Source organism: Streptomyces mutomycini (assembly GCF_001700505.1).
Lineage (GTDB): Bacteria > Actinomycetota > Actinomycetes > Streptomycetales > Streptomycetaceae > Streptomyces > Streptomyces mutomycini.
In genome coordinates, this window is sequence record NZ_MAPV01000139.1 from 37744 (window position 1) to 58672 (window position 20929).

The following is a 20929-nucleotide window of genomic DNA, read 5'->3' on the forward strand; positions in this document are numbered from 1 at the left end:
CTACTGCGTGGTGATGTACGGATCCGTGCCCGTGGACGGCCGCTCACGCCGCGGACCTTTCGCCCGCGTGACGGTATGTCGTCCTGCGGTCGGCGGCTGTGTTCCCGGGTCAGATCCGGGAGCCCTTGACCTTCTTGCTTGAGGTGCGTGGCGGCAGGGCGCTCTCGATCTCCTCGCGCAGATCCTCGATCTTGGCGTAGCCCGCGAACTGCCCGGTGAGCCGGTACATCTCGCGCAGCCGGTCCCACGTCCGGTGCGAAGAGGTCTCCCCCATCGACACCAGAGCGAGCCGTGCGTAGCGGTCCGCCTGCTCCGGGTCATCGGCGATGAAGCACGCCGAGGCGAGTGAGATGTAGTCGAAAATCTTGGACCGCTGACGGCCGTTTATACGCAGATCGAGTGCCCGCTTGGCGTGGCGCTGAGCGGTGGAGGCCGCAACCGGATCGTGCTCGGCCAGCGTGCGGAAGGCCAGGGCCTGCATCCCGTGCATGTCCGCCTCGTCGAACATCTGCATCCAGCTCGGCGGCGGTACATCTCCCTTGTCCGAGACGAAGAGCTCCTCGGCCTCGCCGAGCGTGCGCCGCATGGCCTGCCCGCGCCCCATCGCCGCCTGCGCCCAGGCCTCGATGGTGTGCAGCATCGCCCGGGTGCGCGGCAGTGTCTCCTCCCCGGAACCGGACTTGGCCAGCTTCATCAGGTCCAGGGCGTCGTCCGGCCGGCCCAGGTGGACCATCTGGCGTGCGGCGCGGGAGAGTGCCTCTCCCGCGCGTGGACGGTCACCTCCCTCGCGCGCCGCGTGGGCAGCGATCACGAAGTACTTCTGGGCGGTGGGCTCGAGGCCGACGTCGTGGGACATCCACCCGGCGAGCACCGCGAGGTTGGCGGCGACGCCCCAGAGGCGGCGCTGCAGGTGATCGGGGTGGTGGTAGGCGAGCATGCCGCCCACTTCGTTGAGCTGGCCCACGACGGCCTTGCGCTGGAGCCCGCCGCCTCTGGAGGCGTCCCAGGCCCGGAACACCTCGACCGAACGCTCGAGGGCCTCGATCTCCTCGGAGCCGACGGGGGCCGCCTCGTACAGGTCGAAGCCGGCGTTGTCGGCGTACAGGGGGCCGTTGAGGCGGGAGCCCCGGGCCGGATGTGGCTCTGAGTGCAGCCAGTCGTGCATGGCGCCGGTGAGAGCTGAGCCGGCGGTGAGCGCGGCGCCCGCGCCCACCAAGCCGCGTCGGTTGAGCATGAGGTCCATTCCGGTGAATTCGGTGAGGACCGCTGCCGTCCGTTCGGGCGCCCACGGCAAACCGTCGGGATTGTCTTCCGTCCCGGCTTTTCGCCGCTTCCCCACACGCCCGCGCCGGCCGAACCCGAGGTCCTCGATGGTCACGACACGGCCGAGCCGCTCGGTGAACAGAGCTGCCAGCACTTCGGGCACCGGGTCGCGGGGGCACTCCCCCATGTCGATCCAGCGCCGGACCCGTGAGGTGTCGGTGGCCAGTTGGAGGTGGCCCATGGCCGCCGCCTGCCTGTTCACCATTCTCGCGAGTTCGCCCTTGGACCAGCCGGCCAGGCCGAACAGGTCCGATAGACGGGTGTTGGGTTCTCCGGTCACGTCAAGCCCCCAGGTTCTCGGCTGACTTGACCCTAGCCCCCCGGCTGATGCCGGGCGAATATTCGCCAGGGTTCGCCAGGGGGCGCCAGATGTTGTGCCACCCGCGGGTCGGTGTCAGGTAGGAAAGCGCCACCCCGCCCGGCAGCCCTAGGTGCTCCCCAGGGTGCCGAACGGCCGCCGGGCGGGGCGGCGCACGCAACTTGTCGGCGCACGAAGGGATCTGTCTCGCTCATGTACACAGCATCGTCCTCCGTGTCCGCGCCGCCCCGGCCGCTTCGTCCCGTGGGGACCGGCGGCGGGCCGTACCTCGACCCCCGCGCCGCGTCACCGGCGTCCGCCACGGGTCGGACCCGGCGGGCGGCGAGGCCGGGCTCCCAACCTCTCAGTGGACGACTGGACTTGTCCGGCGCCCAGGGCGCGCAGCTGCGGATGGCCATCGCATCGGTGCACCGCATCTGTCCCGAGTTCAACCCGGTGCAGGTGCTGCGCCGCAGCGGACGCTCGGTGCTCATCGTGGGCACTACGGGCCGCGCGACCGCGGTGGCCAAGTGTTTACTCGATCACTCCCCCGCGTGGACGGAGCGGTTCCGGCACGAAATAGCGGCATACCGGGCCTTCGTCAGGCACCGCCCACCGGTCCGGGCACCGCGGCTCATCGCGGCCGACCCGGAGAACTGCACCCTGGTGATCGAGCGGATGCCCGGCCGCGTCGCGGCGCTGACGAGGCACCCGGCGGAGGCGCCGCCCCGGGCGGACATGAGAGCCGTTCTCGGAGCGGTCAGCCGGGTCAATGCCTGGCGGCCGCCGGCCGGCCTGTTCGACGCACCGCTGGACTACGCCTCACGCATCGCCCGCTATCACGAGTTGGGCCTTTTCACCGATCGTGATCTGGGGGACCTGCAGATGCTGCTGCACGGTCTTTCCCTTGCGGGCGGCCGTCAGGGCATGGGGCAGTTCTGCCATGGCGACGCCCTGCTCTCGAACATCCTGCTGCCGCCCACCGGGCCGGTGCTGGTCGACTGGGAGCACGCGGGCTGGTATCTGCCGGGCTACGACCTGGCAACGCTCTGGGCCGTGCTCGGTGACGCACCGGCCGCGCGACGTCAGATCAGCCAGCTGGCGCAGGCCGCAGGCCCCGCTGCCCGCGACGCCTTCCTGGTCAACCTCATGATCGTGCTGACCCGGGAGATCCGTACGTACGAGACGGCCGTCCAGCGTGCCATGCGCGAGGGCGCACCGGTGGGGGGCGGCCAGGCCCGGCAGGGCGCACTGTCCTCCGGCGAGGAGCAGCGGCTGTTGCTGCGCCGGCTGCACGACGACTGCGCGATGGCCCGGCGGGCCGTGCGCGCGGCGGTGGGCACACGCTGACCCGGCCGGAGCGGACTGCCTGACGAACGGGGTAGGTGCGCTGCGGGACCGGTGCCGACACATGGGTCCCGCAGCGCGCTGTGCGCGGTGTCAGCCGCTCGTCATGAGCCGGCTCGCACGATGTCGACGTCGGAGGCCTTCACGAAGCCGATCCTGTGGCCGATCTGAACTGTCACGTACTTCTGAGTCCCGCGGAAGTACGTGTGGTCGTACGGCTTCGAGGCGTCGATCGTCGGTGCGTAGTAGTAACCGGTGGGTGCCTCGCCGCCACCGGGAAACGCCTGCCCCGCCTTGATGGTGTAGACGAGGGGACTTCCCACGGTCGGTTTGACGAAGTCCGTGGGGTACTCGGCCTTCTCCGGGTAGGCGACGCCGTAGACCGGCACCTCCGCCTTACCCGCCTTGGGCCGCACGACCCGACCGGACGTGGGGCTGATGACCCGGGTCCCCGAGGGGGTGCGGAACCACGCCTTCTCCCCGTACCACCAGATCGCCGTCCAGCCGGGCGCCCTGCCGGCGACGACGGCCTGTTGGGTGGCACTGATCTTGCTGCCCCAGTCAGCGGCGCAGTTCGTTCCCGGCGAGCCGTCCGGGTGCAGTCCCGGGTCGGAGAACAGCGGCGAGTCCGCGGACGGCCCTGTGCGCAGCGGGACCGCGCTGCTGCCCTGCCGGGGCAGGTCGACGCCCTTCTCGCAGTCGCGGAACTCCTGCTGGTTCTTCGTGAAGTCCGCGCTGACGGTGACCAGTTCGCTGCTCCTGGGTGCGCTCGGCACCGTGGGCCTGCCGAGCAGCGCCATGAAGCGGTTCCAGTCCCAGTAAGGTCCCGGGTCCCAGTGCATGTTCTTCGTGCCGGCCGCACTGGTGGGCGGGACGCCGTCGTGGCCGAGGATGTGCTGCCGGTCGAGCGGGATGTCGTATTTCGCCGCCAGGTGACGCACCAGTCGTGCGGTCGAGCGGTACATCTCGGGGGTGTACCACTTGGCGCCCTCGGCTGCGACGCCCTCCTGCTCGATGCCGATGGAGTGGGTGTTGAGGTACCAGTTGCCCGCCTGCCAGGCGACGTCCTTGTTCTTCACCATCTGCGTGACGTGGCCGTCGGACGAACGCACCACGTAGTGGGCGGAGCTCTGGTTGGCCGGGTTCTGGAAGATCTTCAGGGTGGTGGCGTAGTCGACCTCGGTGTCGTGCAGGACGATGAACTTCACAGCGTTGCTGTCGGGCCGGTTCGCCGTGTCGTAGTTGCCGTAGGTCTCTTTGTCCGCAGGGTCGCCGGTCTGCTGGTAGGCCGCGGGGATCCAGTCGCAGGTCAGGTTGCGCGGGCACTCCGGTCGTACGGTGTCCGCGCCGGCCGCTGCCGGGGAGAGGAGCGCCACGCTCAGCGCCCCCGCCGTGGTGAGTGCGAGCGCGAGTCTGAACCTCTGCTTCGGCGTCATGACAACCCTTCTGGGGCCGGGCGGTGGCGGAGCGGGCTCCCGGAGGCGCCCGCGTTCGTTCGTCGGCGCACACTCTGTGGCGCAGGGTGTTGAGGAGTCAAGAGTGCAGCGTGCAGCCACGCCTGAGCTTGTACGACTATTTCGGGCTGTGCGTGCCCCGGATGGCCGAAGGGTAGTGCTGGCGCGACAGGACCGGTCCGCGTGTACCGCGCGGAGTTCTCGGAAAGGCCGCACACATGGCACAGCCCTTCACCCTGCCGGACTTCTACGTGCCGTACCCCGCGCGTCTCAACGCGCATCTGGATGCGGCCCGGAGCCATACCCGGGAGTGGGCACGCGGAATGGGAATGCTGGAGGGGTCGGGCGTCTGGGAGGAGAAGGACCTGGAGTCCCACGACTACGCACTGCTCTGTGCGTACACCCATCCCGACTGCTCCGCCGAGGCGCTGTCCCTCGTCACCGACTGGTATGTGTGGGTCTTCTTCTTCGACGACCACTTCCTGGAGCTGTTCAAGCGCACGCGGGACCGCGAGGGCGGCAAACGCTATCTGGACCGGCTTCCCGCCTTCATGCCGATGAAGCGCGGCGCTTCCACGCCGGAACCCGCCAATCCCGTGGAGGCGGGGCTCGCCGACCTCTGGGCCAGGACCGTGCCGGGCATGTCGGACGCCTGGCGGGCGAGGTTCGCCGAGGCGACGGAGAACCTCCTCAACGAATCCCTGTGGGAACTCGCGAACATCGACGAGGGCCGCATCGCCAACCCCGTCGAGTACATCGAGATGCGCCGCAAGGTGGGTGGAGCTCCGTGGTCGGCAGGGCTGGTGGAGTACGCCGTCGGCGCCGAGGTGCCCGCCTCGGTTGCCGGCGCGCGCGCGTTGCGGGTGCTGAGCGACGCGTTCTCCGATGGTGTGCATCTGCGCAACGACCTGTTCTCCTACCAGCGTGAGGTGGAGGACGAGGGCGAGAACAGCAACGGCGTGCTGGTTCTCGAGAGGTTCCTGGGCTGCTCGACCCAGGAGGCGGCCGAGACGGTCAATGATCTGCTGACATCACGCCTGCAGCAGTTCGAGAACACCGCGCTCACCGAACTCGGGCCGCTGTGCGCGGAGAAAGGGCTGAGCGCGGACGAGACGGCGGCCGTCCTCGGGTACGTGAAGGGGCTTCAGGACTGGCAGTCCGGTGGCCATGAGTGGCACATGCGCTCCAGCCGCTACATGAACGGCGGCGGTGCGGGCGAGAGCGTGCCCGGTCTCGGTATGGCCGCGGCCTCGCTCCGCCTCACCCCGCGTTCCGAGTCCCTGCGACGGCGCAGCCACACCCACGTTCCCCATCAGCGTGTCGGCCCTTCCCTGCTGCCGGACTTCGACATGCCGTTCAGCACGACGCTGAGCCCGCACCTGGACGGCGCGCGCGTGCGGATCGTGGAGTGGTCGCACCGGATGGGACTGCTGCAGGCGCAGCCGGGCGTGCCGGGCTCGCACATCTGGGACGAGGATCGGCTCGTCGCGACCGATCTGCCACTGTGCGCGGCCGGGTTGCACCCCGACGCGACTCCCGACGAGCTCGATCTGTCCTCGGGCTGGCTGACCTGGGGGACCTACGGCGACGACTGGTTCCCGGTGGTCCACGGCCGGACGCGTGATCTGGCCGGGGCCCGGCTGGCCAACGAGCGGCTGTCTCTGTTCATGCCACTGGACGGTTCGCCGGTGCCCGAGCCGGTCAACGCGCTGGAGCGGGGGCTCGGTGACCTCTGGCAGCGCACGGCCGGGCCGATGGACGGGGCCGCGCGCCGTACGTTCCGGGAAGCGGTCGAATCGATGACGGCGAGCTGGCTGTGGGAGCTGGCTAACCAGGCGCAGAACCGGATTCCCGATCCGGTGGACTACATGGAGATGCGGCGGGCGACGTTCGGTTCGGATCTCACGATGAGCCTGTGCCGACTGGGTCACGGCAGGAAGGTTCCGGAGGCGGTCTACCGCAGCGGCCCGATGCGTTCCCTGGAGAACGCGGCCGCGGACTACGCGTGCCTGCTGAACGACGTGTTCTCGTACCAGAAGGAGATCGAGTACGAGGGTGAGGTGCACAACGGCGTCCTGGTCGTGCAGAACTTCTTCGGGGTCGACTATCCGACGGGAGTCGCGATCGTGGACGACCTGATGAATGCGCGGATGCGCCAGTTCCAGCACGTCGCCGAGCGGGAGCTCCCGGTGCTGTACGACGACTTCGGTCTGGACGCCGAGGCCAGGGAGGTCCTGGCGGGTTACGTCGTGGAGCTCCAGCACTGGATGGCGGGCATCCTGATCTGGCACCGGGGCTGCCGGCGCTACCGCGAGGAGGATCTGCGGCGGGGCAGCGGGACCCCGTGGCACATCAGCGGCCCCACGGGGTTCGGGACGTCGGCAGCACGAGTGACGCGGCTGTTGACGGCGCAGGGACGTTTCAGCCCTGTTGGAACAGCTCCGCGGGAAGTGGCTTCAGCAGGGCGTACAGGTCGTCCGTGATCGGCCGGTCCCAGCTGGCGATGGTGACGAGCACGCCGTCGCTCCGGTCGAACTGGACGCAGGAGATCCGGCTCTCGGAGAGCTTGATCCGGCGCACGATCAGCAGGCTGTCGCCCTGCATGACGGGCACGTCCTCGGTGCCGGTCACTTCGACGGGTTCGTCGTTCTCGAGCGCGAGGAGGAGCTGCGCGACCTCGAAGGGGACCTGGCCCTCCTCCGTCTCGCGGGCCGGTGATCCCTCCGGCAGATTGCCGATGATCATCGCGGGGCCGCGGCCGCCGAACAGGTCGTAGCGCAGGAAGACGCCCTGACAGCTCCCGTCGGGGGCGGGCAGCAGACCGGCGCCGAGGTTGCCGGGCCAGTCCCCCGGGTCCATGGCCAGGACGTCGAAGTCCGGGCCCGCGGGTGTGGCGGCGCTACGGCGGCGGAGGAAGGACATGAAGGCCATGGTACGTGTCCCGGCTCACGTCGCGGAGCCGGGCACGGCTACCCGGACTCCGCGGCAAGCGCTTCGAGCACCCGGACCGCGCCGGCCGCGCGCTCGTGCGGCACGAACAGGTGGTCGTGGTGGAATCCGGCGACGACGTTGCAGCTGATCCCCGCGTCGGTGAGGGCCAGGGCGACCGCCGCGGTCAGTCCGACGGCGTCCAGTGCCGAGTGCACACGGAGTGTGATCCAGCCGGCTACGAAGTGGTAGCCGAGCCCTGACGCCACGGCTTGCGCCTCGGGGACGACGAGGGTCAGTCCTTCCTGCTCGGAGACGGTGACCACTGGAGTGACGCCGGCGGGGACCTCACCGCCGGGCAGGGTCGTATAGACGTAGCGGCCAGGCTTCAGCTCCGGCCGCATGCCGTGCAGCAGTGTTCGAAGATCGCGCTCACCCGTCATGCGGCCACGCTACGGCCACGCGGAGGGCGGACGCGGCGGGGCACAGGCATCAGTAAGCCATTCAGGCACGCCATGTATCCATACGCTCACCGTGCGTGGCACCGGCGGTTGATCGCCCCTAGCTTCGGCTCATGAGAAGAAAACACATGAAAAGCCTGGCGGGCATCACTCTCGCCACGGCCACCACCCTGGGCCTCGCGGCGGTTCCCTCCGCCGCGTCCGGACACCGTGATCTTGTGGTGCACCCGGGCGAATCGATCCAGCGCGCGGTCGACGCCGCGCGACCCGGCGACACCGTCGTCGTGCTGCCCGGCACGTACCGTGAGAGCGTCCTGATCACCAAGCCCGGCCTGACCCTGCGCGGAACGGGCGAGCGGACGGTGATCACACCGGCGGCCGCGAAGGGCGCCAGGGCCGCCAACGCCTGCGCCACGGGCGGGAACGGCCTCTGCGTCATCGGGACGAAGGGCCGCACGGTCGACGATGTCCGCGTCCGCTCGCTGACCGTCTCCGGCTTCGACAAGAGCGGTATCTGGGCGTCCTGGACCGACGGGCTCTCCGTCCGCGGGGTGTCCGCCCTGAAGAACGGCACCTGGGGCATCGCCCAGGAGCGGTCCACCCGCGGCGACTTCCGGCACAACACCGCTACCGGCAACGGCGACGCGGGCATCTTCGTCGCCAACTCGGTCAGCGAGGAGGGCGGAGCGACCGACACCGGCGGGACCCTGGTCGTGGACAACTCCGTGCGCGGGAACCGCATCGGCGTCACCGCCCGGCGGGTCAGGAACCTCGTGATCGACGGCAACACCCTGACGGGCAACTGCAGCGGCGTGTTCGTCGTGGGTGACGAGTCGAAGCCCGCGGCCGGGGCGATGACGATCAGCGGCAACCGGATCGTCCGGAACAACAAGTTCTGCCCGGCGACACCGCGCCTGTCCGCGATCCAGGGATCCGGCATCGTCCTCACCGGCAGCGAGGCCACGAACGTACATTCCAACATCATCCGGGGCAACGTGGGCTCCACGCCGCTCTCCGGCGGAATCCTGCTGTTCAAGAGCTTCGTGGGCGCGCTGAACACCGACAACACCATCAGCGACAACCTCGTGCGCGGAAACAAGCCGGCAGACCTCGCCAACCGCGACACCTCTGGCACCGGCAACACGTTCGTCAGCAACACGTGCGGGACTTCCGTCCCGGCCGGGATGTGTGCCCGATGACGGCTCAGCGCCGCGCCAGTCGCACGAGGAGAATCGAGACGGTATGACCACCGTGAGCCCCACCCCCGACACGACACCCGTCACACCCCCTGCCACCACGCCTCAGGTTTCCGCCGACCAGAACCCGCCTCCGTCCATGCGGCTCCGGGAGCTCGCGTTCGGGGCGGCGTGTGCCGCGGCCGTACGCGCGGCGGCCAGGCTGGGCGTCGCCGACGCGCTGGGCGGGACACCGGCATCGGCAGCGGAGCTCGCGCTGGTCGTGGACGCCGAGCCGGTGCCTCTGCAACGGCTGCTGCGCGCACTGTGCTGCTACGGGATCTTCAGCGAGACGGCCGAGGGGAAGTTCGTGCACTCGGACATGTCCCGGCTGCTGCGTGAGGACGACCCGAACAGCCTGAAGTACATCTCCCTGTGGTGCACGGAGCCCTGGACCTGGGAGGTCTGGCCGCGTCTCGACGACGCGGTGCGCTCCGGCACGAGCGTCTTCCCGGAGACGTTCGGCAAGGGCTTCTTCGACTACCTCCACCAGGACGCGGGTGACTCCGCCCAGGTGTTCAACCGGGCGATGACCACCTCCAGCGTGCAGTCCGCGCAGGATGTGGCCGATCTGCTGGATCTCACCGGGGTGTCCTCGGTAGCCGACATCGGCGGCGGCCAGGGGCACGTTCTCGCGAGTCTGCTGGAGAAGCACCCCTCGGTGCGCGGAACCCTCCTGGACCTGCCGGGCGTCGTGGCACGCGCGGACGCGCGGCTGCGGGAGGGCGGCCGGTTCGCCGACCGGGTCCGGATCGTGCCCGGGGACTGCCGCGAGGACATCCCGTTCGAGGTGGATCTGTACATCATCAAGAACATCCTCGAATGGGACGACGAGAGCACCCGCAGGACCCTCGCCAACGTGGTCGCCGCGGCCCGCCCGGGCGCGCGTGTGGTGATCATCGAGAATCTCGTGGACGACACCCCGTCGATGAGGTTCACCACCGCCATGGACCTGCTGCTCCTGCTCAACGTCGGGGGCGCCAAGCACACCAGGGAGAGCCTGGTCGGGCGGATGTCCGACGCCGGCCTGCGGGTGGGTGAGATCCACCCCGTCAACGCGTACCTGCACGCCTTCGAGTGTGTCGTGCCGTAGTACGGCCCGCACAGAGATCGCCCCGGGTCCGGCACTCAGGTGCCGGACCCGGGGCGCTCGTCCGTGTGTCAGGCGGCGCCGTCGCTCTGCCACCGGTAGAACTGCTGCGCCATCGCGTCCTTCGGACCGCGCCAGGTCTGCGGGTCGTAAGGGCTGACGAACGCGGTGAGCCGGTCGCTGATGGCCTTGAACTCCGGGTGCTCCATCACCTTGGCGATCTCCGGGCCCGGGGGCCGGTCGGACTCGATCAGGTGCAGGTACACGTCGCCGAACTGGAACAGGGTGCGCCTGTTCACGCCGACGAGGTGCGGCAGGTCGGTGTCGTCCGAGGCCGCGAACAGCTTCGCGATGTCGGGCGCGGATTCGGGTGCCATCCGGGCGACGATCAGTGCGTGGTGCATCTGGCTGCCTTTCGGGGCATCAGTTGGCGGGGACCGAGGCGGAGCGGCGTTCCCGGTCGCGCTGCTCGATCTTGTCGCGGATGAGCTCCAGCTGGACGCGCGAGTTGCGGTTGATGTTGTCCGTCATCCACGCGTCGTCGACCGGTGCGTCGGGGCGCATCGCGAAGTCCTGGCGCCAGTGCATCCGCGTGCCGCCGGGGACCTCCGAGTACTCCCACCGGATGTCCATGTGCTGGAAGGGGCCGGGCTCGACCCGCCGGGCGCGCACGTTGCGGCCCTGACGGTCCGTGGTGCGCTCCGAGACCCAGCTCCAGACCTTGCCGTTGTCGTCGGGCTTCATGGTGAGGCGGAAGGTCGTCTTCTGGCCCTCCCGCTTCATCACCTCGACGGCCGCGTACTCGCTGAACAGCTGCGGCCAGTTCTCGAGATCGTTCGTCATGTCCCACACGAGGTCCAGGGGTGCGGCGATGGTGATCTCGTTCTCGGTGTGTCCGGACACTTCAGGCTCCTGTCACGAGGGTGTTGTTCACGAGGTCGAGGAACTCGCCGGGCGTCTTGCACCGGTCGGCGTCGACGGGCAGCGGGTGGCCGTACCGGTTCTCGAGCGCGGCGACGATGCCGAGGAGGCCGAGCGAGTCCAGGCCGTACTCGTCGAAGGCCGAGCCGGGACGGCTCGACATCTCCGACGGGTCCACGGTGAGGCCGGCGCCGTTCTTCATCAGCGTGGCCAGCTCTTCGTACGTCAGCTGAGCGGTCATGTGGGAGTACTCCTTCTCACAGCGGGGTGTCGGTGCGGTGCCGCAGCACCAGAGCCGAGTTCGAGCCCATCAGCCCGCGGCTCAGCACGAGCGCCGTGCGCAGTTCTGCGGGACGCGCGCGATCGGTGACCACGTCGAGGTCGTGGCACACGTCGAAGACGTTGGGCGTCGGGGGGATGAGGCCGTGTTCCATGGCGAGTACGGCGGCGGACGTGTCCAGCACGGGCGCTCCGCAGTAGGCCCGCCCGATGCCGGTCTTGGGCGCCGTGACGGGTACGCGCCGTCCGTGCGGGCCGAGGGCGTCGGCGATCGCCAGTGCCTCGGCACGGTCCGCCGAGGGCACACCCAGTGCGTCCGCGAAGACCACGTCGACCTCCTCGGGCGCGCAGCCGGCTTCGCGCAGAGCGCCCTCGATCGCCTTGGCCAGCCCCGCACGGGATTCCTCCCACCGTGCGGCTCCGGTGAAGGTGGCGGCGTGTCCGGCCAGTTCGGCCCGGATCCTGGCGCCTCGGTCGCGGGCCGCCGTCTCCTCCTCCACCACCAGCATGGCGCCGCCCTCGGCCGGCACGAACCCGCAGGCGTCCGCGGTGAACGGCCGGTAGGCGCGCGTGGGTTCGTCGCTCAGACTGAGTTCGTCGTAACCGAGCTGGCAGACGACGGAGTACGGCGCGAGAGGCGCTTCGGCCGCGCCGACGACGACGGCGTCGGTGCCGCCGCGGATGGAGCGCGCCGCGTGCATGAGCGCGTCCAGGCCGCCGGCCTCGTCGCTGGCGACAACGGCGCACGGCCCCTTGAAGCCGCCCCGGATCGAGATCTGGCCGGTGCTGGCCGCGTAGAACCAGGCGATGGACTGGTAGGGACCGACGAAGCGGGAGCCCTGCCCCCAGAGCCGCTGCAGCTCGCGCTGGCCGAACTCACCGCCGCCGGATCCGGCGGCGGTGACCACGCCCACCTTGAACGGCGCACCCTCGTAGTCGGCGCGCCCGAGCCGGGCGTCGTCCAGGGCGAGGTCGGCCGCCGCCATCGCGTAGTGCGTGAAGCGGTCGGTCTGGACGAGGTAGCGCTCCTCGATGAACGCCACCGGGTCGAAGTCCCTGACCTCCCCCGCGACCCGTAGCGGGAGGTTCTCGCAGCCCTCGCGGGATACCAGGTCGAGGACGCTGACGCCTTCCTGGGTCTGCTTCCAGAAGGCGCCGGCGCCGGTCCCGTTGGGGGCGACGACACCGATCCCCGTGATGACGGAACTGCGGCGTGCCGGGGTTGCCGGGTTGTTCATGGAGTCCTCCCGCCTGATCGGGTCATGGCGACGGCGGACTGGAATCCGCCGAAGCCACTGCCGACCGAGAGCACGCTGCGCAGCTTGAGCGGCCGCGCGGTGCGGGGTACGTAGTCGAGATCGCATTCGGGGTCCGCGGTCTCGTAGTTGGCCGTCGGCGGCACCGTCTGGTGTTTGAGGGCCAGGACGCAGGCGGCGATCTCGATCGCTCCGATGGCGCCGAGGGAGTGACCGACCATCGACTTGATCGAACTCATCGGCACTTCGTACGCGTGCGCGCCGAGCGCCCGCTTCACCGCTGCCGTCTCGTGCCGGTCGTTCTGTTTGGTGCCCGAGCCGTGCGCGTTGACGTAGTCGACCTGCGAGCCGTCGAGGCGGGCGTGCGCGAGGGCGGTGTTGATGGCCTCGGCCATCTCCAGCCCTTCCGTGGTGAGCCCGGTCATGTGGTACGCGTTGCCGAATGTGGCGTAGCCCGATATCTCGCAGTAGACGGTCGCGCCGCGGGCCCGGGCGTGCTCCAGGTCCTCGAGGATGAGGACGGCGCCGCCCTCGCCCATGACGAAACCGTCCCTGCGGGCGTCGAACGGCCTGGAGGCGTGCTCCGGGTCGTCGTTGTTCGCCGAGGTCGCCTTGATCGCGTCGAAGCACGCCACCGTGATGGGGGTGATCGGCGTGTCGGAGGCGCCGGCGACACAGATGTCGACCCGGCCCTCCTCGACGGAGTGGAAGGCGTACCCGATCGCGTCGAGGCCGGAGGTGCAGCCCGTCGAGACCGTCTGCACGGGCCCGTGGGCGCCGACCTCCTCCGCGACCGCGGAGGCGAGGGTGCTGGGAGCGAACGCCCGCTCGAGGTGGGCGCCCGCGGGCCGGGGGTCGACGTCCCAGCGCGCCCCGCTGCCGCTGACGGCGACGTAGTCGTGCTCCAGACGGGTGGTGCCGCCGACCGCGGTTCCGAGGGACACCCCGATGCGCCAGGGGTCCTCCTTCTCGAGGTCGAGTCCGGCGTCGCCCAGCGCCTCCCTGGCCGCCACCAGGGCGAACTGGATGTACCGGTCCGAACGGGCGATCTGTTCGGCGTCCAGGCCGTGGGCGACGGGGTCGAAGTCGCACTCTGCGGCGATGCGCGAGCGGAACTCGGACGGGTCGAACAGCGTGATGCCTCGTGTCGCCGTACGGCCGTTGGCGAGCAGGTCCCAGAAGGCGGGGGCTCCGATGCCACCGGGGGCGACGACGCCGACCCCTGTGACGGCCACGCGCCGCCGGGTCATGAGGCTGCCCCCGTTCGTTCTGGCGGAGCGTAGCCGTCACTGGGGTCCGCGGTTTCCGTGACCTCGGTGTCCACGTGCCCGAGTTCCGGGCGCGGGGCGAGCGGACCGAGGTGGAAGACCATGCGCGCTTCCACGTCGCCCACGTTGCGGAAGCGGTGACGGACGTGCGGCGGGATGAGCAGGCCCTGGTCGGGCCGCATGGCGAGCGTCTCGCCGTCGAGGTCCACTTCGAGGAGCCCGTCCACGACGTACACGAACTCCTCGGAGTACGGGTGGTAGTGCTCGCCGATGCGGTCACCGGGGTCGACGATGGCCAGCCCCATGAAGCCGCTGGTGGCGCCCACCGCCGTGGGTGTGAGCAGGGCGCGCAGGTCGCCTCCGCGCCTGCGGTTGGGCTGAGTCTCGCTGAGGTCCACGATGCGAGGCCGGTGGGTGGTCATGGCTGGTCTCCTCCAGGCACTTCGTGCGGTGTGTCGGCGGTGCGGGGTGGGGGCCCGGTTGCCGGTGGCGCGTCAGGACTCGGTGGCCCGACGGTCGGTGATCAGGTTCATCTCGGCCTGCGCGAGGAAGCGCGCGGCCTCCTGGTCGGTCGTCGGCATGCCGTTGGCGCCGCCGTCGAGCAGCCGGCCGAGCATGGCCGCCTTGCGGTGGCCGCCGATGCCGAGTGCCTGCGTGGGCTGTGCGCCGAGCGGGCCGTGCACCTCGAGGAGCCGCACCACGATGTCGTCGCGCTGGAAGATGGTGCTGCTCTCGATGGGGCTCGACGCGTCGTTCGCCGCTTCCTCGTCCTGGCCGGCGAGCAGCCGGGCCAGTGCCATTCCGCAGCCTTCCTTGGCCTGGTAGAACAGCGAGTGCCGCTGGACGTCCTCGGGGGCGTGGCGGCCGGCCGTCACGTGGTGGACGGTCGGAAGCGCGGCCCGGGTGAAGAACATCCGGGCGGAGTCGGGGTCACTGAGGTCGCGGTGCTGCTCCAGGTAGGGGTTGATGGCCTCCTCGACGGCCCGGACCTCGGGCTGACGGGAGACGTGGCGCAGCGCTGCCATGAGGTCGCCCTCGACCTCGACCGCTCGCACGACACGGTTTCCGTGCATGAAGAGCGAGGTGCGACGCAGCCGGGTGTTCTCGTCGACGCGGGGCTGCGGTGAGTCGTAGTCGGCGAGGATCTTCGCGACCATCTCCTCCGTGCCGGGCTTCACGGTGAAGGTGAGTGCGTGACGCACGACGCCGTCGCCGAGGCGCGGGGCGGACTGGAGGCCGCCCTTGGCCTTCCCCGAGGTGTTCTCGAAGGCGACGCCGGTCTCCCGGAGGACGCTGAAGCGGAGGGAGCGGGTGTCGCGTACGCAGCTGTGCAGCGGCTGCACCGTCGCCACGTGCTCCTCGCTGTTCACCCAGGCGAGGAACGGCGGCGCGCTCTCCCACTCGCTGGTGATGAGCCACTGCGAAGGGTTCTCGATGGACTGGCACAGCTGGTCGCTGATGTGTCCGGGGATCGAGGCCACCTGGTTGCGCATGTGCTCGTACGCCTCGAGGAACTCGTTCTGGGCGCCGTCGTACAGGTCCATCATCAATATGACCCGGAGCCTCGAACCGTCGAAGGCGGACTGAGATATCCGTTCCGAGACGTTTGCCATCTTGCGCTCTCCTTCGAGACAGTGTGGCGGCCACGTCCTGTGGCCCCTCGTCATCCGTCGGTTTCGGTGGAAGCGGCGCAGTTCCCTGCCTGCCGGCGCGTGACGTCCGCCCCCTCGGCGCGAGCATCGCTCCCGCGACTGATCGTGGAACGCCGGAACGGGCGGCGCGAGATTTATGAACCGTTCAGGTGAGGCGTCGGCACAAGCCCGGCCGAAGCCCGCCTACGAGGGCATGGACACTGCATCCGTCACGCGTCCGAGCTGGAGCAACTGATGAACGAGAACGTCGATCTCCGCGTACCGGTCCTCATCGTGGGCGGCTCCCTGGTGGGCCTCTCCGCTTCCCTCTTCCTGAGCCGGCTCGGGGTCCGCCACCTGCTCGTGGAGAAGCACAGCAGCACCTCGACCCACCCGCGGGGACGCGGCAACAACGTCCGCACGATGGAGGTGTTCAGGACCGCGGGCGCGGAACAGCTGATCAGGGAAGCCGCATCCGTGCTGGCGGACAATCACGGCATCCTCCAGGCCGGGTCGCTGACCGGCGACGACCAGGAGTGGCTGTTCAAGGAGATCGACCCGGGCGGCGGGCTCGCCCGGTTCAGCCCGAGCGGCTGGTGCCTGTGCAGCCAGAACGACCTGGAACCCGTGCTCGTCTCCCATGCGCGGGCGCAGGGCAGCGAGCTGCGGTTCTCCACCGAGCTGCTCACGTTCGAGCAGGACGAGGGCGGGGTCACCGCCGTGGTGAAGGACCGGGAGACCGGGGAGCACACCTCGGTGCGCGCCGACTACCTCGTCGCGGCCGACGGGCCCCGCAGTCCCGTCCGGGAGCAGCTGGGCATCGGCCGGACGGGTCCGGGCGACCTGTTCCACAACGTGAGTATCACGTTCCGCTCCCGGCGGCTCGCCTCCGTGGTGGGTGACCGGCGCTTCATCGTCTGCTATCTGACGAACCCCGAGGCGGACGGGGCCCTGCTGCCCGTGGACAACGAGGAGCAGTGGGTGTTCCACGCGCCGTGGCAGCCCGACCGGGGCGAGACGCTGGAGGACTTCACCGACGAGCGGTGCGCGGAGCACATCCGCAGGGCGGTCGGATCACCGGACCTGGACGTCGAGATCACGGGCAAGGCCCCGTGGCACGCCGCCGAGCGGGTCGCCGAACGGTACGGTTCCGGCCGGGTCTTCCTTGCCGGTGACTCGGCTCACGAGATGTCCCCCACCGGGGCCTTCGGCTCCAACACCGGCATCCAGGACGCGCACAACCTGGCGTGGAAGCTGGCCGCCGTGATCGGCGAGGCTGCGGGGCCGGGGCTTCTCGGGACGTACGAGGCGGAGCGGCTGCCGGTGGCCAGGGCGACGAGTGCGCGTGCGTCGGCCCGTTCCGGAGAGCACAGCCATCCGGGCTACGCCGGCTCGCCCGGCCCCGCCGGCGGCGGCCGCAAGGGCGGCATGCTCACGGTCGCCCTCGGTTACCGGTATGTACGGGGCGCCGTCCTGGGCGTCGATCCGGCGCTTCCGGTGGTGCCCGAGGGCATGGGCCTGACGGGCGAACCCGGCACGCGGGCACCGCACATGTGGCTCGGCCGGGACGGCCATCGCGTGTCAACCCTGGATCTCTACGAGAAGTCGTTCGTGCTGCTGTGCGATGCCCGGTATCCGGACTGGCGGGCGGCTGCCCGGCAGGTGGCGAAGCGTCTGTCGGTCCCTCTGGAGGCGTTCGGGATCGGTTCCGTCCCGGGCGCGGACCTGGAGCCCGAGGACGGGGCCGACTGGGCGGCCTCCCACGGGACGTCCGCGGAGGGCGCCGTCCTGGTGCGTCCCGACGGTTTCGTGGCCTGGCGCTCCGAGGCCGCGGCGGCGGACCCGGAGGCGACGCTGTACGAGGTCATGATGACGCTGCTCCACCGCGGCTGACGCGGCGGTGCGGCCGGCGGGCACAAGGCCCGTCAGCCGACGCCGAACGACCTGAGGGCGGCCAGGAACGCCTGCGGGTTGTCGGCGTGCACGAGGTGGCCGGCGTCGACGGAGACGAACTTCCCTCGGGGTATCCCCCGTGCCAACGAGGCCAGTTGCCCCTGGTCCACATGACTGCGCGACCCTCCGACGACGAGGGCCGGGGCGGTGATCTCGCCCAGGCTCTCCCGTCCGGCGGGGTCCGGGGCGTTCAGCTGGGCGTCGATGGACGGGACCACCTGCCAGTCGTAGCCGAGTTCGCCCGGCGGCCGTTCCGCCGGCGGGCGGGGCGGGTCGAGCGGGAGCAGGGCCGGGGAGTCCTCGATGACCAGTGAGCCGATCAGCGCCGGATGTCTCCCTGCGAGCAGCAGGGCAGCCGCTCCGCCCATGGAGTGTCCGATGACCGTGGCGCCGGGCAGGTTCCGGGCCTCGAGGAAGGCGTGCAGGTCGTCCCGGAAGAGCTCGAAGGAGTAGCGGCCCGGCCAGTCGCTCAGGCCGTGGCCCCGGAAGTCGATGGCGTACACCCGGTGGCGTGCCGCGAGCTCCTCGGCGATACCTGTCCAGTCCAGGCTGCTCCCGCACCGCCCGTGGGCGAGGACGACGGGCGGGGCCGAGGGGTCGCCCCAGGTGCGGTACGCGAGCCGGATCCCTCCCGCCTGCACACTGCTGACGCCGGGGTCGAGGAAGGCGGTGACGGCGCGTACGAAGGCACCGGGGCCGTCCATCCACGGAAAGTGGCCGGCGTCCCGCTGGACGACGAACTCCGCGTGCGGGAAGAGCGCGGCGAGTTCCGCCGCACGGTCGGGGGTGGGGCCGCCGTCGTACTCCCCCGCGAGGACGAGCACGGGCACCTGCAGCTTCCGCAGTGCGGCGACGGTGGCGTCGGCGTCGGGGCCGTCCTCCGGGTAGTAGAGGGACCCGGCCACAGCGTTCCGCTGTGCGGGGGATTCCGCGGCGTGAGCCTGGGCCGCTGCGTCCCAGCGCCCGTACATGAACGGCCGGACACCTGCCCAGGCCTCGGGCGTGGCGCGTCCGGCCCGGATCTCGTCCAGGGCCGCCCGCGCCTCGGCGTACCAGGGTTCATGGGCGCGCAGCTCGGCGGCTTCGCGCCGGTCCTGGTCGGTGGCGGGCAGGCCCAGCGTGCCGGTGCCCGGTGTGACGAGGGTGAGGGAGCGCAGGCGCTGGGGGTACCTCGCCGCGTAGAGCGCCGCGAGTTCCCCGGCCGCGGAGTGCCCCAGCACATCTGCCCGTTCGAGGCCGAGGTGCGCGCGGAGCGCCTCTACGTCCTCGACGAGCCGGTCGATCCGGTACGTCGACGGATCCTGCGGGACGGCGGAGTCGCCGGTTCCCCGGAGATCAAGCAGCACCAGCTGCCGCACCCGGGACAGACCGCCGAGGTCGCCGAAGTAGCGGGCGGCCCGCATGGGACCGCCGGGCAGGCAGATAAGCGGTTCGCCCTCGCCGGCCAGATGGTAGGCGAGTCCGGTTCCGTCGTACGTGGTGAAGGTCGGCATGGCTGCCATACAAACAGGCCGGGCGGCGCGCTGCGATCGCGTACGCCCTCAGCGGATCAGGTGACGAGTACAGCTGTCAGGAGCAGGGCTACCGGTTGCCCGGCCTGACGTGCGGGCCCAGGTGTTCCGGGGACGGTCGCGGTGTCGATGGCGCCCTCGGCAGGCCGAACGCACGCGAGGGCCGGTTCCTCCGGCCTTCCTGAGGCGACGACCAGGCTGGTGGCTCAGCCGTGGAAGGCGTCTGAGCAGCAGTTGTCCACAGGTGCGCCTCCACCCCTTGCCAGAACCCCTTGCGTCCTGAATTACTGCTCCCAGGAGGCGACCGAATGGTCGGTCGCCGATCGGCGAGGGGTGATCCGTATGACCGAGCTGCTTGACACCGGCGAGCGCCTCGGCCGCGGCGAGCTCGAGACCCTGCAGCTGGAACGGCTCCGGGCCACCTTGCGGCACGCGTACGAGAACGTCGGCTTCTACCGCGCGGCCTTCGACAAGGCGGGGCTGCGCGCCGAGGACTGCCGCACCCTCGCCGATCTCTCCCGGTTCCCGTTCACGGTCAAGGCCGACCTGCGCGACAACTACCCGTTCGGGATGTTCGCGGTTCCCGAGGACCAGGTGCGGCGGATCCACGCGTCCAGCGGCACGACCGGCCGGCCCACGGTGGTCGGGTACACCGAGCGCGACCTGGACACCTGGGCGGACGTGGTCGCACGGTCGATCCGTGCGGCGGGCGGGCGCCCCGGCCACAAGGCCCATGTGGCTTACGGATACGGGCTGTTCACCGGAGGGCTGGGAGCCCACTACGGGGCGGAACGCCTCGGCTGCACCGTCATTCCGGCGTCCGGGGGCATGACGGCGCGCCAGGTGCAGCTGATCCAGGACTTCCGGCCCGAGATCATCATGATCACGCCCTCGTACATGCTGACCCTTCTGGATGAATTCGAGCGTCAGGGCGTCGATCCCCGTACGACGTCGCTGAAGGTCGGCATCTTCGGCGCCGAGCCGTGGACCGAGCAGATGCGTGACGAGATCGAAGGACGGTTCGCCATCGACGCGGTCGACATATACGGGCTGTCGGAGGTGATGGGCCCGGGTGTCGCCCAGGAATGCGTGGAGACCAAGGACGGGCTGCACATCTGGGAGGACCACTTCTACCCGGAGGTCGTCGACCCGTTCACCGGCGAGGTCCTGCCGGACGGGGAGGAGGGCGAGCTGGTCTTCACCTCGCTCACCAAGGAGGCCATGCCGGTGATCCGCTACCGCACCCGCGATCTGACGCGTCTGCTCCCGGGTACGGCCAGGGTCTTCCGGCGGATGGAGAAGGTCACCGGGCGCAGTGACGACATGGTGATCCTGCGCGGGGTGAACCTCTTCCCCACCCAGATCGAGGAGATCGTGCTGCGGACCCCCGGGGTGGCCCCGCACTTCCAGCTGCGGCTGACCCGCGAGGGGCGGATGGACGCGCTGACCGTGCGGGCGGAGGCGCGGGCCGGCGCGACGACAGCCGAGCGCGAGGCGGCCGCCCGGTCCATCGCGGGGGCGGTGAAGGACGGGGTGGGCGTGAGCGTCGGGGTGGAGATCGTCGATCCGGAGACGCTGGAGCGGTCCGTCGGCAAGATCAGGCGGATCATCGATCTGAGGGAGGCCGGGTGAGGCGCCAGCAGGGGCACCGGCTGGTCCGGAGCGGTCAGCGCGAGGCGGTCATGGCGGCGTAGACCACGACGTTGTCGGGGTACCCCGACTTCTTGTCGTAGTCGCCCCCGCAGGTGATGAGCCGCACTTCGGGCCGGGCGGAGGGACCGTAGACCTTCTGGTCCGGGAAGTCCTTCTTGTCGTAGACCTCGATGGCATAGACCGTGAACACGGCGGTACGCCGGTCGGCGCGGACGATCTCGACGGTGGCGCCCTTGCGCACGGCCCCCAGGTCGTGGAAGACGCCGGGCCCGAGGCGGGTGTCCACATGCCCGGCCGTGACAGCGGTGCCCACGGCGCCCG

Annotated in this window: 19 protein-coding genes; 6 read left to right on the forward strand and 13 right to left on the reverse strand. The window is 70.3% G+C overall.

Features of this window, described 5'->3' with window-relative positions:
* Positions 1-109 precede the first annotated feature (109 nt).
* On the reverse strand, positions 110-1603 hold the full coding sequence (locus BFF76_RS20440) for a DNA-binding protein NsdB (protein WP_031095977.1): 1494 nt from the start codon (positions 1601-1603) through the stop codon (positions 110-112).
* Between the two features lie 231 nt (positions 1604-1834).
* Between BFF76_RS20440 and BFF76_RS20445 the strand changes: the two genes are divergently transcribed.
* Positions 1835-2971, forward strand: a complete 1137-nt coding sequence (locus tag BFF76_RS20445; RefSeq protein ID WP_053930104.1) for an aminoglycoside phosphotransferase family protein — start codon at positions 1835-1837, stop codon at positions 2969-2971.
* Between the two features lie 101 nt (positions 2972-3072).
* On the opposite strand, the gene BFF76_RS20450 is transcribed toward BFF76_RS20445, so the two are convergent.
* Positions 3073-4404 carry an N-acetylmuramoyl-L-alanine amidase gene (locus BFF76_RS20450; RefSeq protein ID WP_031095971.1) on the reverse strand — a complete coding sequence of 444 codons (1332 nt, stop codon included), beginning with the start codon at positions 4402-4404 and terminating at the stop codon, positions 3073-3075.
* A 236-nt stretch (positions 4405-4640) separates the two neighbouring features.
* On the opposite strand from BFF76_RS20450, the gene BFF76_RS20455 reads away from it, so the two are divergent.
* Positions 4641-6905 carry a terpene synthase family protein gene (locus tag BFF76_RS20455; protein WP_053930103.1) on the forward strand — a complete coding sequence of 755 codons (2265 nt, stop codon included), beginning with the start codon at positions 4641-4643 and terminating at the stop codon, positions 6903-6905.
* On the opposite strand, the gene BFF76_RS20460 is transcribed toward BFF76_RS20455, so the two are convergent.
* Both BFF76_RS20460 and BFF76_RS20465 read right to left on the reverse strand, forming a co-directional pair.
* On the reverse strand, positions 6844-7344 hold the full coding sequence (locus BFF76_RS20460; protein WP_031095964.1) for a hypothetical protein: 501 nt from the start codon (positions 7342-7344) through the stop codon (positions 6844-6846). The genes BFF76_RS20455 and BFF76_RS20460 overlap by 62 nt on opposite strands.
* A 47-nt stretch (positions 7345-7391) precedes the next feature.
* The gene (locus tag BFF76_RS20465) at positions 7392-7793 is read right to left on the reverse strand and encodes an ACT domain-containing protein (protein ID WP_031095962.1); all 402 of its coding nucleotides are present in this window, start codon (positions 7791-7793) and stop codon (positions 7392-7394) included.
* 146 nt (positions 7794-7939) lie between these two features.
* Between BFF76_RS20465 and BFF76_RS20470 the strand changes: the two genes are divergently transcribed.
* Positions 7940-9010, forward strand: coding sequence for a right-handed parallel beta-helix repeat-containing protein (locus tag BFF76_RS20470; protein WP_031095960.1), 1071 nt, complete (start codon positions 7940-7942; stop codon positions 9008-9010).
* Positions 9011-9053: 43 nt separating this feature from the next.
* Complete coding sequence (locus tag BFF76_RS20475) at positions 9054-10139, forward strand: methyltransferase (RefSeq protein ID WP_065848778.1); 1086 nt, start codon at positions 9054-9056, stop codon at positions 10137-10139.
* Positions 10140-10207: 68 nt separating this feature from the next.
* Here BFF76_RS20475 and BFF76_RS20480 read toward each other — a convergent pair whose 3' ends face one another.
* The 7 genes from BFF76_RS20480 to BFF76_RS20510 form a co-directional block, all read right to left on the reverse strand.
* The gene (locus BFF76_RS20480; protein WP_031095955.1) at positions 10208-10540 is read right to left on the reverse strand and encodes a TcmI family type II polyketide cyclase; all 333 of its coding nucleotides are present in this window, start codon (positions 10538-10540) and stop codon (positions 10208-10210) included.
* Between the two features lie 19 nt (positions 10541-10559).
* Complete coding sequence (locus BFF76_RS20485) at positions 10560-11039, reverse strand: SRPBCC family protein (RefSeq protein WP_031095953.1); 480 nt, start codon at positions 11037-11039, stop codon at positions 10560-10562.
* Between the two features lies 1 nt (position 11040).
* Positions 11041-11298, reverse strand: a complete 258-nt coding sequence (locus BFF76_RS20490) for an acyl carrier protein (protein ID WP_031095952.1) — start codon at positions 11296-11298, stop codon at positions 11041-11043.
* Between the two features lie 16 nt (positions 11299-11314).
* Positions 11315-12574, reverse strand: a complete 1260-nt coding sequence (locus tag BFF76_RS20495; protein WP_053930101.1) for a ketosynthase chain-length factor — start codon at positions 12572-12574, stop codon at positions 11315-11317.
* On the reverse strand, positions 12571-13842 hold the full coding sequence (locus tag BFF76_RS20500; RefSeq protein ID WP_031095948.1) for a beta-ketoacyl-[acyl-carrier-protein] synthase family protein: 1272 nt from the start codon (positions 13840-13842) through the stop codon (positions 12571-12573). Before BFF76_RS20500 ends, BFF76_RS20495 begins: the two co-directional genes overlap by 4 nt.
* Positions 13839-14282, reverse strand: coding sequence for a cupin domain-containing protein (locus tag BFF76_RS20505; protein ID WP_031095947.1), 444 nt, complete (start codon positions 14280-14282; stop codon positions 13839-13841). Before BFF76_RS20505 ends, BFF76_RS20500 begins: the two co-directional genes overlap by 4 nt.
* Positions 14283-14354: 72 nt before the next feature.
* Positions 14355-15473, reverse strand: a complete 1119-nt coding sequence (locus tag BFF76_RS20510) for a TcmI family type II polyketide cyclase (RefSeq protein WP_031095946.1) — start codon at positions 15471-15473, stop codon at positions 14355-14357.
* Between the two features lie 273 nt (positions 15474-15746).
* Here BFF76_RS20510 and BFF76_RS20515 point away from each other — a divergent pair, with 273 nt between their 5' ends.
* On the forward strand, positions 15747-17384 hold the full coding sequence (locus BFF76_RS20515; RefSeq protein WP_065848779.1) for an FAD-dependent oxidoreductase: 1638 nt from the start codon (positions 15747-15749) through the stop codon (positions 17382-17384).
* A gap of 32 nt (positions 17385-17416) precedes the next feature.
* On the opposite strand, the gene BFF76_RS20520 is transcribed toward BFF76_RS20515, so the two are convergent.
* Positions 17417-18937: an alpha/beta fold hydrolase gene (locus tag BFF76_RS20520; RefSeq protein WP_065848780.1), complete on the reverse strand. Its 1521-nt coding sequence runs from the start codon at positions 18935-18937 to the stop codon at positions 17417-17419.
* A 360-nt stretch (positions 18938-19297) separates the two neighbouring features.
* On the opposite strand from BFF76_RS20520, the gene paaK reads away from it, so the two are divergent.
* A complete protein-coding gene (gene paaK / locus BFF76_RS20525) occupies positions 19298-20587 on the forward strand; it encodes a phenylacetate--CoA ligase PaaK (protein WP_065848784.1) in 1290 nt (429 codons plus the stop codon).
* Between the two features lie 34 nt (positions 20588-20621).
* On the opposite strand, the gene BFF76_RS20530 is transcribed toward paaK, so the two are convergent.
* The coding region (locus BFF76_RS20530; RefSeq protein ID WP_141695636.1) for a sortase domain-containing protein at positions 20622-20929 on the reverse strand (308 nt) is incomplete at its 5' end.

Bases quoted from the DNA above. Each gene is read 5' to 3' on its own strand.
- BFF76_RS20445 (WP_053930104.1), top strand. From the start codon at position 1,835: ATGTACACAGCATCGTCCTCCGTGTCCGCGCCGCCCCGGCCGCTTCGT.
- BFF76_RS20450 (WP_031095971.1), bottom strand. From the start codon at position 4,404: ATGACGCCGAAGCAGAGGTTCAGACTCGCGCTCGCACTCACCACGGCG.
- BFF76_RS20455 (WP_053930103.1), top strand. From the start codon at position 4,641: ATGGCACAGCCCTTCACCCTGCCGGACTTCTACGTGCCGTACCCCGCG.
- BFF76_RS20460 (WP_031095964.1), bottom strand. From the start codon at position 7,344: ATGTCCTTCCTCCGCCGCCGTAGCGCCGCCACACCCGCGGGCCCGGAC.
- BFF76_RS20465 (WP_031095962.1), bottom strand. From the start codon at position 7,793: ATGACGGGTGAGCGCGATCTTCGAACACTGCTGCACGGCATGCGGCCG.
- BFF76_RS20470 (WP_031095960.1), top strand. From the start codon at position 7,940: ATGAAAAGCCTGGCGGGCATCACTCTCGCCACGGCCACCACCCTGGGC.
- BFF76_RS20475 (WP_065848778.1), top strand. From the start codon at position 9,054: ATGACCACCGTGAGCCCCACCCCCGACACGACACCCGTCACACCCCCT.
- BFF76_RS20480 (WP_031095955.1), bottom strand. From the start codon at position 10,540: ATGCACCACGCACTGATCGTCGCCCGGATGGCACCCGAATCCGCGCCC.
- BFF76_RS20490 (WP_031095952.1), bottom strand. From the start codon at position 11,298: ATGACCGCTCAGCTGACGTACGAAGAGCTGGCCACGCTGATGAAGAAC.
- BFF76_RS20495 (WP_053930101.1), bottom strand. From the start codon at position 12,574: ATGAACAACCCGGCAACCCCGGCACGCCGCAGTTCCGTCATCACGGGG.
- BFF76_RS20500 (WP_031095948.1), bottom strand. From the start codon at position 13,842: ATGACCCGGCGGCGCGTGGCCGTCACAGGGGTCGGCGTCGTCGCCCCC.
- BFF76_RS20505 (WP_031095947.1), bottom strand. From the start codon at position 14,282: ATGACCACCCACCGGCCTCGCATCGTGGACCTCAGCGAGACTCAGCCC.
- BFF76_RS20510 (WP_031095946.1), bottom strand. From the start codon at position 15,473: ATGGCAAACGTCTCGGAACGGATATCTCAGTCCGCCTTCGACGGTTCG.
- BFF76_RS20515 (WP_065848779.1), top strand. From the start codon at position 15,747: ATGAACGAGAACGTCGATCTCCGCGTACCGGTCCTCATCGTGGGCGGC.
- BFF76_RS20520 (WP_065848780.1), bottom strand. From the start codon at position 18,937: ATGCCGACCTTCACCACGTACGACGGAACCGGACTCGCCTACCATCTG.
- paaK (WP_065848784.1), top strand. From the start codon at position 19,298: ATGACCGAGCTGCTTGACACCGGCGAGCGCCTCGGCCGCGGCGAGCTC.